Annotated in this window: 11 protein-coding genes; 7 read left to right on the forward strand and 4 right to left on the reverse strand. The window is 59.6% G+C overall.

All coding sequences use genetic code 11. The features are described 5' to 3' along the window. Positions 1-795, forward strand: a 795-nt coding sequence (locus GNZ13_RS42570; RefSeq protein ID WP_172176321.1) for a Rossmann-fold NAD(P)-binding domain-containing protein, incomplete at its 5' end; no start/stop codon positions are given. Positions 796-1,170: 375 nt separating this feature from the next. Here GNZ13_RS42570 and GNZ13_RS42575 read toward each other — a convergent pair. From GNZ13_RS42575 to GNZ13_RS54490, 3 genes are all read right to left on the reverse strand, one after another. Continuing rightward, complete coding sequence (locus GNZ13_RS42575) at positions 1,171-1,464, reverse strand: LVIVD repeat-containing protein (protein WP_172176323.1); 294 nt, start codon at positions 1,462-1,464, stop codon at positions 1,171-1,173. A gap of 388 nt (positions 1,465-1,852) precedes the next feature. Beyond that, positions 1,853-2,194, reverse strand: a complete 342-nt coding sequence (locus GNZ13_RS53645; protein WP_328807370.1) for an IS3 family transposase — start codon at positions 2,192-2,194, stop codon at positions 1,853-1,855. Between the two features lie 221 nt (positions 2,195-2,415). After that, a complete protein-coding gene (locus tag GNZ13_RS54490) occupies positions 2,416-2,559 on the reverse strand; it encodes a transposase (protein ID WP_172176325.1) in 144 nt (47 codons plus the stop codon). A 1,628-nt stretch (positions 2,560-4,187) separates the two neighbouring features. On the opposite strand from GNZ13_RS54490, the gene GNZ13_RS42595 reads away from it, so the two are divergent. The 3 genes from GNZ13_RS42595 (at position 4,188) to GNZ13_RS42605 (ending at position 8,132) form a co-directional block, all read left to right on the forward strand. Further along, a complete protein-coding gene (locus GNZ13_RS42595) occupies positions 4,188-5,861 on the forward strand; it encodes a GMC family oxidoreductase (RefSeq protein ID WP_172176327.1) in 1,674 nt (557 codons plus the stop codon). 577 nt (positions 5,862-6,438) lie between these two features. Further along, a complete protein-coding gene (locus GNZ13_RS42600) occupies positions 6,439-6,915 on the forward strand; it encodes a hypothetical protein (RefSeq protein ID WP_172176329.1) in 477 nt (158 codons plus the stop codon). A 50-nt stretch (positions 6,916-6,965) separates the two neighbouring features. Further along, positions 6,966-8,132: a mandelate racemase/muconate lactonizing enzyme family protein gene (locus GNZ13_RS42605; protein ID WP_172176331.1), complete on the forward strand. Its 1,167-nt coding sequence runs from the start codon at positions 6,966-6,968 to the stop codon at positions 8,130-8,132. Positions 8,133-8,178: 46 nt separating this feature from the next. Here GNZ13_RS42605 and GNZ13_RS42610 read toward each other — a convergent pair whose 3' ends face one another. Then, entirely contained in the window at positions 8,179-8,391 is a 213-nt protein-coding gene (locus GNZ13_RS42610; protein ID WP_172176333.1) for a hypothetical protein, read from the reverse strand. A gap of 270 nt (positions 8,392-8,661) precedes the next feature. Between GNZ13_RS42610 and GNZ13_RS42615 the strand changes: the two genes are divergently transcribed. The 3 genes from GNZ13_RS42615 to GNZ13_RS42625 all read left to right on the forward strand — a co-directional run bounded on the left by GNZ13_RS42615 (position 8,662) and on the right by GNZ13_RS42625 (position 12,694). Beyond that, on the forward strand, positions 8,662-9,777 hold the full coding sequence (locus GNZ13_RS42615; protein ID WP_172176339.1) for an alkene reductase: 1,116 nt from the start codon (positions 8,662-8,664) through the stop codon (positions 9,775-9,777). Between the two features lie 227 nt (positions 9,778-10,004). Beyond that, entirely contained in the window at positions 10,005-12,287 is a 2,283-nt protein-coding gene (locus tag GNZ13_RS42620) for an NADP-dependent malic enzyme (RefSeq protein ID WP_172176335.1), read from the forward strand. A gap of 179 nt (positions 12,288-12,466) precedes the next feature. Further along, on the forward strand, positions 12,467-12,694 hold the full coding sequence (locus tag GNZ13_RS42625; protein ID WP_172176337.1) for an alpha/beta fold hydrolase: 228 nt from the start codon (positions 12,467-12,469) through the stop codon (positions 12,692-12,694). The last annotated feature ends 308 nt before the right edge of the window (positions 12,695-13,002 follow it).

The following is a 13,002-nucleotide window of genomic DNA, read 5'->3' on the forward strand; positions in this document are numbered from 1 at the left end:
ATGCTGCATAATGTGATCGAGCCGCTCATTTCAGGGAAATCGGCGCTCAAGCACGTGTCTATCCTGCAGGGAACGAAGGCATACGGCGTCCACCTTCACCCCATCGCCATCCCGGCGCGTGAGAGCGACCCGCGCGACAATCACGCGAACTTCTTCTTCGATCAGCAGGACTACGTTCGCGACGCGGCTGAGAAGCACGGTTTCACTTACACCGTGTTGCGTCCTCAACTCGTCACCGGGAAGACGCCTGGGGCTCTCAACGTCCTCCCGGCCATCGGTGTGTATGCGGCTATTCGTCGCGAAAAGGGCGAGGCATTTGGCTTTCCGGGCGGCCCGTCGTTCGTCTGGGAAATGGCCGACGCCGATCTCGTCGGCCAGGTGATGGCGTGGGCGGCACAATCTCCGCAAGCGGCGAACGAGATCTTCAACATCACGAACGGCGATGTCTTCGAGTGGCGAAGTGTATGGCCGGCGATGGCGAAGACGCTAGGCGTGAATGTGGGAGGCGACGAGCCTACCAATGTGGCGCAGTACATTCGCGACAACGCCGACGTCTGGGCGAAGATCGTCGCCAAGTACGGCCTTGCGAGTGGTGACCTCCGTTCGTTTGTTGGACAGGGCGATCAGCATGCCGACTTTGCGTTTGCATCTGGAGCCCCTGCGGGCCCCGTCGCTTTTGTCAGCACGGTCAAGCTTCGCAAAGCCGGATTCAACGCTGCGGTCGACACTCGGGACGCATTCTGCGACGCTCTTCAGTCTTTCATCGATCGAAAGCTGTTGCCGCCAGCGCTGTAGTCATGGCGTGCTGACGCAACGCGGGAAGGTGAAAGAATTTCGTCACCGATGTGACCACTGAATAGGTAGTCGCTCGCTTCCCGCGTAGATGGCGGTTTGCAGACCAGGAGCAGATGAACGACATCCTGCGTGCGCGCCGCGCGATGTGTCGTCCAGTTGATGCTGCGTCTAGCATGTTTGCCCTCTAACGGTACCTCAATTTGTTGCGGCAACTGGCGAGGCGATGCGGCGCCAGTTGCCGGGTAAATCCGGCCAGAAGGGGGCCTAGTCCTGACACACCAGGATGCAGAGACTACCGTTGTAGTAGGTCGAATAGATCAGGCCGCTTGCGTCGACGAACACATCGCACGGCTGAATCACGTTCGCGCGATTCGGTCATTGGTCCATCAGACGCGACGGCTGCGATTGCACAAAGGCCGCGACTTCGGCGGGCCGATATGGTTCGCTGACGTCGAGGGGGCGCACGACGGCGTGCTGGTAGGTTACGAACATCAGATCCGAACTGACGAAACTGCCGGGCCGGTTCTCATGCAGGTTGTGCGGGCCGAAATGGCCCGGATTGCTCTTGTAGTCGATCTCGCGCGGTTGGGGATAGGTGGCTAGATTGGAGGGTTCACGCGCATCGGACATCCAGATGAATTTCTCACCGTCTTCTTGGTGTTCGAGCACCGCTTCGTCGTGCGCGACCAGCAGATCCCGATCGGGGAGCAGCAGGCAGTTATGCGTGCCGCCGCCGTGTGGCGGCGACCGGTTGCGGTGAACAATCAGCTTGGGCGCGCTGCGATCGTCCGGATTCTCGCAGACCTCGATCTGCCGGCGATCAGCGTTCGGTGCCCCGGCGTGTATCCTTCTGCACTACTTGAAGTCAACGACTCGCTCACTTTGCGGGGTTAGCGCCATGTGAGCACCAGATCAAGATTCTTGCCAGCCCGCAGCGGCCGGTGAGCATCGAAGCCGCTCCCGGATGATGCCTAGGGCACGTTGTGCCAGATCGTCGTCCAGTCTCCTGATCCCGGGCATGCCGCGCTTGCTCGGGACAAGTCCAGCAGCGCCAGACTCACGATGCTGCGTCACTAGGCGGCGTATCTGCGGTGTCGTCAATCCCACGTTCCGCTGCACGCCGGTCGAGGATGTTCTCGGCCACTGGTAACGTATGCCTGCCGTCGGTCGCCGAGACGACCTTGCGCTTCCAACTCGTGCGCAGGCCCGCTTCGCGCATCAGTGTACGCACCTGGTAACGCCCGGTACGTAGTCCCTGCTCCCGCAGTGCATACATCACACGCCGGCTGCCGTAACTCACGCCGCTGCCGGCAAATGCGGCTTTGATGTGAGGCTGTTCCTGCAGGCTCCTTACGCTCGGCCCGGCTCGCCGGCGCGCGTGGTAGCCAGAACGGCTCACCTGCAAAACCCGGCAGGCGTGACTGACCGATGCGGCCTCCTGTTGCTAGTGCGGTACCCCGCGGTAAGTCACTTGAGTTCCTGTGCAAAGAAGGCCGACGCTTTCTTTAACAGCGAGTTGTCCTCCCCCAATTGCCGGTTCTCCGCTTCGAGTTGCCGGATGCGTTGCTGTTCCTCCGTCATCGGCTTGCCCTCGCCGAGGCCGCCAGCACGTTCCGCATCTTACTGGGCTACCCAGCGCCGCACGACTGCATCAACAAGGTCCATCGACCGGCAGACTTCGCCGACCGACAAGCCCTGGTCCCGAACTATCCGCACCGCTTCCAGCTTGAAGCTGGTGTCAAATTGTCGGCGCCTTCTTTTCATCTATTGCTTTTCCTCGTCGATTCAGGATTGTCCCCCCATCGACCTGTCCGAGGAAATCAGACCACCACACCCGTCGAACTTCGTGCCTGATCTTGCGCCTCCGCTATCTGGCGTTACCCTCGGTATGATTCAGCGGCGAACGGGATTGTCGCAATCGCCAGTGCTGACCCACATGGCGATCCTTCAGCAGGCCCGGCTCATCAAAGGAAGGCGCGTTGGACAGTGGTTGTTTCCGAGCCGCAACGAACCGGTGATAAGTAAATTCGTCAACGCGTTAGGCGCAAAACTTTGGCGGATTGCCGCGCGTGCTTGACTCGCCGGGGGCCGTTGAGGCAACTTTTGGCGCGACGCCTCTCGTTGGCCACATGCGAACTCGGACGTCGATTTCCGATCGCGACCGCGTTGTACGCACTTCCCCCTGCACATTGCGAGACTTCGAAGCGTTCGGAGATCCACCTCGTTTCCAAGGCGCGGATGTGCGCGGAAAACTCATTCCTTGGAGAGATCACAGATGTTCCTCGAGGAATCCTGCCCGAGAACGACGCGACTTATGTCGCTTGCGCTAAGCGTGCTGGGTCGGTGGCAGCAACTCATTGGTGAGTTTCGTTGCAGCGGTCGTGACTTAGACGAATGTAGATCAAGAGGATTGCGAAGCAAAAACGCATGTCAATCCTCCTGGGCGTAGTCCACTTCGTGCTTTCTCCTGCAAAAAGGTCATTTCTGGTCAGGACAAGCATTCTAGAAATCCGCGCAGAACAGCGCGTTTGGGCGAGAATTAGGCAACGCCAAGCAGCATGGCTAGCGTGTTGCCTGCCGAAGGAATGCTACCCGACGGATTGTTGTCGTTTCGCGTTCTTTTCTTCGTGGTTTGCCAGGCGCGGAGCACCCGGCCCCCGGCGACACTCAGCTTTTTCCGAAACTCACACGTCGGCGGGTCCGATGGGTGCCTACTTCCAAAAGGATAGGTGTCCACGAAACCGGTTCAACTTCAGATTGCATTCAAAAACCTCACGCAAACGCTGAATAAAATACGCTTGTGCGCGTATGCGGTGCTAGCAGACTATGACTACAAAACCACTACCTGCAGGTCGAACCGCGGACACGTTCCAAATGGCCGTCGCCCTCACTTGTGGCACTGGCTGTTCTGCGAGAGAGAGGCGAAGTGGCTGCGCGCCTTGAAAAACGACGCGCTACCGAGTAAGGAGACGACAATGCGCAGCGCAAATACCCGGGCATGGAACGTAGACCTGCTCGATCAACGATCTATTCCGACTGATACTCAGGCGCCTGGTCCGCTATCCTCATCGATCACGCGCGGCGCAACGAGGGCAGGGATCGGCTCTGGTGAGGCTTTCAGGCACGCTTGCCGGGGATATGTCTGTCGAATTACTAACGACGTGGGTCTGGTCCTCGAGCCGGCCCGGAAGAATCGCGTGCCAACGCCGCTCAGCTCCTTATTTCGACAAATGAACTCTTTCTTTCCGGCAATTGGTGCTGGGGACCAGGACCGCCGTTCGGTTGTCAAGCGGTTATAGCGCTGCCCTCACCGAAAATGGACCTTGGCACCAGCGCATCGAACACAACGCATTGGCTCTCTCCACTCTTGGAACGCACGCGAGGCAGGTAGCATGGCTATTTGGGATTTCATTATTGTGGGTGGTGGGGCGGCCGGATGTGTGATGGCAAATCGCCTTTCCGCGCAAGGCAGCCGGGTCTTGCTACTCGAGGCAGGCATGGACACTCCGCCCGGCTCTGTACCGGATGACATAGAAGATATTTATCCGCGTTCTTACGCGAACCCCGAGTATCAATGGCGTGGACTGAAGGCAGACATTGGAACGCCTGAATGGGGAGAGCGCTCTGTGCCATTCCAACAAGCGAAAGTGCTGGGCGGGGGATCGAGCGTCATGGGCATGATTTCGCTTCGGGGGCTGCCGGACGACTACGACGACTGGGCGCGCACGGGCCTGTCCGATTGGGGGTGGAGTGGTGTTTTGCCATACTTCCTCCGACTTGAAAGCGACAGCGATTTCGCAGGGCCGATGCATGGAAGCAAAGGCCCAGTAAAATTAGTCCGGATACCAGAACATAAACTGCCGCCGTTTTCGAGGGCTATTGCGCAGGCGGCGAGAAAGGCCGGACTACCGACTTTGCCGGATTTGAACGGAGAGCCCATCGATGGTTGGGGTCCGTATCCGCTGGCAAATTCGGCGGGTAAGCGGGTTAGCTCTGCCTCCGCATACCTCGATGAACAGACTCGCGGGCGTCCGAATCTGCAAGTTATGTGCAACACAACGGTAGACCGGCTAACATTTGACGGCAACCGATGTACGGGAGTGCGAATTCGCTCGGCGCGCGGCTGGGAGACCATAAGCGCCGGACACGTGATTCTTGCAGCAGGCGGTATATATTCGCCTACCCTGCTTCTTCGCTCTGGCATCGGACCAGCAAGCGAGCTCTCCAAATGCTCCGTTCCAGTCATCGCCGATGTGCAAGGAGTGGGCAAGAATTTGCAAAACCATCCGGTCGCATACCTCGCTACTCACCTAAAGAAAACTGCCAGACAGCCATCGTCGCTGAAGCCATTAATGTTGAGCGGTATCCGCTTTAGTTCAAAAGCCGGCGGTGAGTTGGGCGATATGCAAATGTTCGTTTTGAACAAGTCTTCATGGCATGGAGTCGGAGCGAGTGTCGGTGCTCTGGGCGTGGTCATCGCCAAACCGCGCTCCAGAGGCTCGCTCGGTGTGAATCCGGCAAACGTGGATGCACCGCCGAAGATTGACTTTAACTACCTGTCCGACCCCGTCGATCGAGAACGCATGATTGAAGGACTCGGTTTGGCGCTCGAGTTTCTGGGCGATCCGGCGGTCAGCGATCTGCGAAACGAGGCTTTTGGGCAAGGTTATTCTGAGGTTATTCGGAAGTTAAATCGTCCCACGTTGAAAAACAGTCTCGTCACAAGTGCGCTTGCCGCACTTTTGAATGGACCGGATGCCATCAGACGATGGGCGTTGGCCACAGTCTTGAGGGTGGGCGGGACCGACGAGTCTGCAATGGCTAGTTATGCGTGGCTGGCAAAGACCGCGGCGTCCGGGACATGGAGCACGTTTCACCCAGTCGGAACGTGCATGATGGGTACGGATGCAAATCCTGCCGCGGTCGTGGACTCGCGTGGCCATGTGAGGGGTGTGAAGGGTCTAAGCGTGGTCGACGCGTCGGTGATGCCCTCGATTGTCAGGGGGAATACAAACCTGCCGACAATTATGATCGCGGAGAAACTCTCCGACATGGTTATTCGTTGAATCTCTGAATGTAAAAAGATCTACCACTGCTGTCTTGTCTGGTTCGCCGTTATGAAGATCTTGGGGATGTTAGCAATGAAAGTCAGGCGCTGTTTGCGGCTCAAGGTGCCTGACGCTCTACCGGGGTCGGCAACTTCGTCGGTTCCTACTGAGGCTGTGTCGATGCCCTGGCGCGTGAACATCGGAAAATATCGCTATGTCACAGCCGGGCTGTTATTCGCCGCTGGCTGTCGGGGGCTTTGGCTGGCGCGCGTCGTTTGTCGTGATCCCGTTACTGGACGTTCTGTGGTTCATATGTTCGCGTATGTGCGTCACCAAAAAGCTGGGCGAGAGCCGCCGCGTCAGCGTGGATAAAACGAAGCTGATCGACAACAGCCGCTCGGTGGCGGAAGCACAATGTCGAGGACGACGGCATGACGTTCGGCTAGTACTGTGCCGTACGAGGGCGCTCGCGCTCGGCGCCGGGCTTTTTCGCCGTGAACTCGACACAATGCGTGTTCATCTGGTGGCTACCGGACTACCTGACCAGCGTGACGCACGTCGACTTGAAGTCCCTGAGCATCATCACGTCGACTCCGTGGTTCTGCGCGCGATCGGCCATTTCGGCTGCGGCCTGCTGGGCGATGTGGTGTACAGGTGCTTGGATGACCCAATCAAGACGCGCAAGCTGGCTACGACGATTCCATTTGACCTGTCGGATGTCGCAGTGCTGAACATCACGTTAACTGGTTCGCTGACGGCAACTGTCGGATTGATTGTTGCGTCGCTGCTGCTCCTAACCGGCTCGTGCCAGTCGAACTGGGCGATCCAGCGCGAGATCCAGCCGCTGCGCCGGCAACGCGGCGTGGGCGATTTCATCTACTTCCTGAGCAACCTGTCATGGATCGTTGGGCCGGCGCTGACCGGCCGGCCTCCTGATTCGGTACTTCCGCGGCTGTTACAGCGCGCTTATGTTTGGCGCAGTGATCGATTTGCCGGCGTGCTCGCGATGCTGCTGTCCATCCGGAGCCGGTCGGCGGTAACGATACCGGTGGCCGCGCAACCTTCGAATTGAACAGGCGGAGTTCCTTTCCTCCACTTCTCATTACTTATCTTCACTTCACCATGAATCAGGCCATCGCTGAACATCTGCAAGCTTCGTATCAGTCCGCGTCGCGGATCGTCGCGGTCGAAGCGCGCACCATCCGGGTGCCACTTGAGCGGCATACCGCGTTCGCCACCCGTGTGGTCGCGGCGCGCGATTACACCGTCGTGCGTGTGAAAACCGCGGATGGTTACGAGGGTATCGGTTTTTGCTATAGCGGCAGCCGCGCCGGCGCGCTGGCGACCTTTGCGGTGCGCGAACTGTTCGCGCCAATGCTGCTCGAGCGTTCTTCGCTCGAAGTCGAAGGGCTGTGGCGCGAGATGTACCAGGAGTCGTTGCTGCAGGGGCGCGCCGGATGCGTGTTGCGGGCGTTGTCGATCATCGATATAGCGCTATGGGATCGCAACGCGCGGGCGGCCGGCCTACCGCTCAGCCGCTATCTTGGCGCAACTTCGGTCGATCGTGTGCCCGCGTACGCAAGTGGCGGCTACTACGTGGACGGCAAGACGCCGGAGGACCTCGGCGAAGAGATGGCGAGCTATGTCGAGATGGGCTTTCGGGCAGTCAAGATGAAAGTGGGGCGGCTCGATCCGCGTGCCGAAGAGGCGCGCGTGAGAGCAGCGCGAGAGGCGATCGGCGACGATGTGCTGCTGATGCTCGACGCGAACAACGCGTGGTCGGACGTGCCCACCGCGCTCGAGTACATGCGTCGGTACGAACCGTACCAGCCGTACTGGATCGAGGAACCGTTCAGCCCCGATGAGATCGAAGCGCATGCACAACTGGCAAAGCGCACGCCCGTGACGGTTGCGACAGGCGAAATCGAGGCGGGTCGTTGGCGCCATCAGGAACTGCTCGACAAGCGTGCCGCGATGATCCTTCAGTCTGATGCCGCGGTGTGTGGTGGGATTAGCGAATGGCGGCGCATTGCGGCAGCGGCGGCAGCAGCGGGCGTCACGATGTGTCCGCACTGGTTCCACGATCTGCATGTGCATCTTGTCGCGTCGACCACGAATGCCCGCTATGTCGAGTTCTTCCCCGACGACCAGGTATTGAATTTCCGGCGTCTCGTCGATACACAACTCGAGTTTGCAGAAGGCACGCTGCAGGTGCCTACCGGTCCAGGTCTTGGCTTCGGCTTCGATGAAGCTGCACTGGAGCGGTACGCGCTCGACGCGTGGGCGTAAACCGTAAGTAAGCGGGCAATCGGTTCCTTGCCGCCACCCGGCCATCTCAAGCTAGCGCGTCGATCCCCGGCATCTCGACGCTCGCGTGCGTAAGCGCCTCTTTCAGTGCGGCGCGCGCGTGATGGTGAGGGCAACGAGCGGCGACCTGACCGTGCCCCAGCCGTCGTGCGAATAGATGCCAATCGCCGACGTCAAATCGGCGCGTCACCTGCAACCCTTCGCTTCGGTCCATGATCAGGTAGGCAATCTGTTCATGCATTGCCGTTACCACACGAACGCACAGCAGAAGCTGGCGCTACCTACCTAGGCCTTCGAGGCTCGGGAAAGCTTGACGGACGCTCCGACGCGGGAGCGACTCGCCACTTAAATTGGGCATATTTACGTACAACGTGTTTGAGCGCGTGCCGTTCGACAACTTGACCGTACCCTATTCCGTCCAGGAATGACAACTATTGCTCCGGGACCTCTACTGCCCCTTATCGGTTACAGCCAAGATGTGGTTACCCGATACTCCTTAGAGGAAGAAACCATGAGCAAGCTTTTCAGCCGTACCAAAGTTGGACATTTCGAACTGCAACACCGTGTGGTGCTCGCGCCGCTCACTAGAATGCGAACTGAGCCGGGCAACATCCCCGGTGATCTCATGGTCGAGTACTACACGCAACGTGCGACGGACGGCGGGCTGCTTGTTACCGACGCAACGGCCGTGTCCCAGCTAGGCATTGCTTACGTTGACGCGCCCGGAATTTATACTGAGGAGCAGGTTAAGGGCTGGAAGCGGGTGATCGACGCCGTCCATGCCAAGGGTGCCCGTATATTCCTGCAAATGTGGCATGCAGGACGTCAGGCGCATCCGGCCAATACCGACGGCGTCACGCCCGTTGCGCCCTCCGCATTGCGCTCGCTCGAGCATGCCGCCATTCGCGACGGGAACGGCCAGGTTGCCGAGGCGGAGCTGCCCGTTCCCCGCGCGCTCGAAACGAATGAGATTCCGGGCATTGTCGAGCAATTCCGTCGCGGTGCCGTACTTGCGAAACAGGCCGGGTTTGACGGCGTTGAGCTTCACGGCGCCAACGGTTACCTGTTTGAACAATTTCTGCTCGATGGGACGAACCACCGCGACGACGTGTACGGCGGTCCGATCGAAAATCGCGCTCGCTTCCTCTTCGATACGCTCGACGCAGTCGTTTCCGTCTGGGGTCCGGGCCGGGTGGCCCTCCGTCTTTCGCCGAGCGGTACGTACGGCACGATGTCTGATAGCAACCCGCATGCGACGTTCGGCTACGTGGCAGAGCGGCTGAATCAGTGCGGTCTCGCCTACCTGCATGTGATTGAGCCTCGTATTCGGGGCATCGTGGAGCAGGAAACGAGCGATTCTGACGTTACGTCGAAAGACATTCGCCGGATCTATAAAGGCACGATCATTGCCGCAGGTGGCTTCACAGGTGAGAGCGCCGAGCAGATCATTGTCGACGGCCACGCGGATCTTGTTGCTTTCGGCCGGATGTTCGTCTCCAATCCCGATTTGCCGGAACGGCTGCGTAGCGGTGCGCCGCTCAATCAATACGACCGCACAACGTTTTACGGTGGCGACGCGCGCGGTTATACCGACTACAAGTCGATGCTTGAAGATGCCGTGGCCTGATTGAATTGGCAGGGACGCAAGCAGGGCGGCGGGGTTGTTGACTCCGCCGCCCTTAGGCGTATCGGAGGAATCCTCCGCGACTTCGACGCCGCACGCCGGCATTTAAGTTCGCCAGCCGAATCTCGTGCGCTTGGTGGACGTTGTTTTAGGAAAAGCGGTCGGTGCAAGGTCGCGTAGACGCGGATTTACTGGATGTGACGCCGCGTCGGAAAACATATAGAGAAACCATGGACGAACAACTTAAGCAAAGCGCTCTCGCCTACCACCAGTTTCCGAAGCCCGGCAAGATTTCGGTCACGCCCACCAAGCCGCTGTCGAACCAGCTCGACTTGTCGCTCGCGTACTCGCCGGGCGTGGCCGCGGCCTGCATGGCGATCTACGAAGACCCGCTCGACGCGCAGAAGTACACCTCGCGCGGCAACCTCGTCGGCGTGATCACGAACGGTACGGCCGTGCTCGGTCTCGGCAATATCGGCCCGCTCGCCGCGAAGCCGGTGATGGAGGGCAAGGGTTGCCTGTTCAAGAAGTTCGCCGGTATCGACGTGTTCGACATCGAACTCTCCGAGTCCGACCCGGACAAGCTGGTTGAAGCGATCGCCATGCTCGAGCCTACGTTGGGCGGTATCAATCTCGAAGACATCAAGGCGCCCGAGTGCTTCTACATCGAAAAGAAGCTGCGCGAGCGCATGAAGATTCCGGTCTTCCACGACGATCAGCACGGCACCGCGATCATTGCTTCGGCGGCGATCCTGAACGGCCTGAAAGTGGTCGGCAAGGAGCTCGACGAAGTGAAGCTGGTGTGTTCGGGCGCGGGCGCGGCTGCCATCGCGTGTCTGGATCTGCTGGTGAATCTGGGCCTGTCGAAAAAGAACGTGCTGGTCACGGACTCGAAAGGCGTGATCTACGAAGGCCGCGGCAATCTGGATCCGTCGAAGGAACGTTACGCGGCGAACACCGAAGCGCGCACGCTGGCTGACGCGATTCGCGGCGCTGACGTGTTCCTCGGCTGCTCGAGCGCCGGCGTGCTGAAGCCGGAAATGGTCGTCGAGATGGGCACCCAGCCGCTGATTCTGGCGCTGGCGAATCCGGAACCGGAAATCCGCCCGGAAGAAGCGAAGAAGGTGCGTCCGGACTGCATCATCGCAACGGGCCGTTCGGACTACCCGAACCAGGTCAACAACGTGCTCTGCTTCCCGTTCATTTTCCGCGGCTCGCTGGATGTCGGCGCAACCACGATCACGGAAGAAATGAAGCTCGCGTGCGTGCGCGCGATTGCGGAGCTGGCGGAAGAAACCGACCAGGGCGATGAAGTCGCCAAGGCGTACGAAGGGCACTCGCTCGAATTCGGCCCGGAATACCTGATTCCGAAGCCGTTCGATCCGCGCCTGATCATCAAGATCGCGCCGGCTGTCGCGCAAGCTGCGATGGATTCGGGCGTCGCAACCCGTCCGATCAAGAACATGGACGCGTACCGCGAAGAACTCGGCACGACCGTGTACCGCACCGGCATGGTGATGCGTCCGGTGTTCGCCGCGGCGAAGTCGGAGCCGGCTCGTATCGTGTTCGCCGAAGGTGAAGACGAGCGCGTGCTGCGCGCCGCGCAATTCGTGCTGCTGGAAAAGATCGCCAAGCCCATTCTGGTCGGCCGTCCGTCGGTGATCGAGATGCGTCTGAAGAGGATGGGCTCGAAGCTGAAGTGCGGTGAAGACTTTGAGGTTGTCGATCCGGAAGACGATCCGCGCTATCAGCAATGCTGGCAGGCATATCACGAACTCGGCGCGCGCGAAGGCGTCACGCCGGACGTCGCGAAGGCCGCGATGCGCAAGTTCAACACGCTGATTGGCGCGATTCTCGTGCGCCTTGGCCAGGCCGACGGCATGATCTGCGGGATGATCGGCCAGTACCACGCGCATCTGAAGTTCATCGAACAGGTGCTGGGTAAGGCAGACAACGTGCAGAACTTCGCTGCCATGAACCTGCTGATGTTGCCGGGCCGCAATCTGTTCATCTGCGATACGTACGTGAAGGAAACGCCGACCGCCGAACAGCTCGCCGACATGACGATGCTGGCTTCGCGCGAAATCGAAAAGTTCGGTATCACGCCGAAGGTCGCGTTGCTGTCGAATTCGAATTTCGGCAGCGCGCCGTCTTCGTCGTCGCAGCGTATGGCCGCGGCTCGCAAGCTGATTGCTGAACGTGCGCCTTCGCTCGAGATCGACGGTGAGATGCATGGCGACGCGGCATTGTCGGAAGCCGTCCGCAAGGCTGCGTTCCCGGGCACGACGCTGACCGGCGAAGCTAACCTGCTGATCATGCCGAACGTGGAAGCGGCGAACATCGCGTACAACCTGCTGAAGATGGTCGGCGGCGAAGGCGTGACGGTGGGGCCGTTCCTGCTGGGCGCTGAGAAGCCGGTGCACATTCTGACGCCGGCTGCGACGGTGCGCCGGATCATCAACATGACGGCAGTGGCCTCGGCCAATGCGAACAACTCATTTGCACCGCGTTGACAGATAGGTGCGCGTGCGCTTCCAATAGTATCGCTGGGCGCACTTCACGCGATGTATTTACCCACCGCGCCTAAATCCCTACGGTCGGAAACGTAGGAATTTAGGCGCGGTGGGAGCAAGCATGCCTCGTCGGAATAACGTCATGAGAGGTGCCGTCTAAGCGTTCACGAAAAATTGACTTGGAATTTCGTGCCGTATCCGTTCAGTTGCCGCGCCTTCGTGCGTCACAGACTCCAAAGATACTCGTGTGGGGTGAAGCCGACAGCTTCCAGCTTGTCGAGTACGCGGAGACGTTCGCCAAGGAGATTCCGAATACGCAACTCGTCCGGATTCCGAAAGCCGGACACATTCCAATGGGAAATGATGCGGCGGCAGTGGCTCGCGCGCTGGCCGGATTCTTCGCCTGATGCAGCGCGGCCGGCAAGGACGGAGATCGCTTGCCGGCTCTTCCGCTCGTTGGCTCATGCGACTGACAGGCAGGGGTAGCAGCCTGGCACCCGCAAGCCGCTTGTGCGGCATTGGCGGAGTCGGAGCCTCATCAAGTCAGTGCTTCCTGGACAGGCACTGAAAAATAGCTACTGCCTAGGTCCAATACTGTTAACAAAGTCGAATTTGTGTTAACTTTCAAGCGCCTGCAACGACAAGAAGAGCTTGAAGATGGCAAGAACGGAAGCAACGCTGCCCGGTGGTGCGAGGCTCGCGGACTATCTGGCGG

The organism is Paraburkholderia elongata (genome assembly GCF_013177735.1).
In the GTDB taxonomy this organism is placed as follows: domain Bacteria; phylum Pseudomonadota; class Gammaproteobacteria; order Burkholderiales; family Burkholderiaceae; genus Paraburkholderia; species Paraburkholderia elongata.

Bases quoted from the DNA above. Each gene is read 5' to 3' on its own strand.
- GNZ13_RS54490 (WP_172176325.1), bottom strand. From the start codon at position 2,559: ATGAAAAGAAGGCGCCGACAATTTGACACCAGCTTCAAGCTGGAAGCG.
- GNZ13_RS42595 (WP_172176327.1), top strand. From the start codon at position 4,188: ATGGCTATTTGGGATTTCATTATTGTGGGTGGTGGGGCGGCCGGATGT.
- GNZ13_RS42605 (WP_172176331.1), top strand. From the start codon at position 6,966: ATGAATCAGGCCATCGCTGAACATCTGCAAGCTTCGTATCAGTCCGCG.
- GNZ13_RS42610 (WP_172176333.1), bottom strand. From the start codon at position 8,391: ATGCATGAACAGATTGCCTACCTGATCATGGACCGAAGCGAAGGGTTG.
- GNZ13_RS42615 (WP_172176339.1), top strand. From the start codon at position 8,662: ATGAGCAAGCTTTTCAGCCGTACCAAAGTTGGACATTTCGAACTGCAA.
- GNZ13_RS42620 (WP_172176335.1), top strand. From the start codon at position 10,005: ATGGACGAACAACTTAAGCAAAGCGCTCTCGCCTACCACCAGTTTCCG.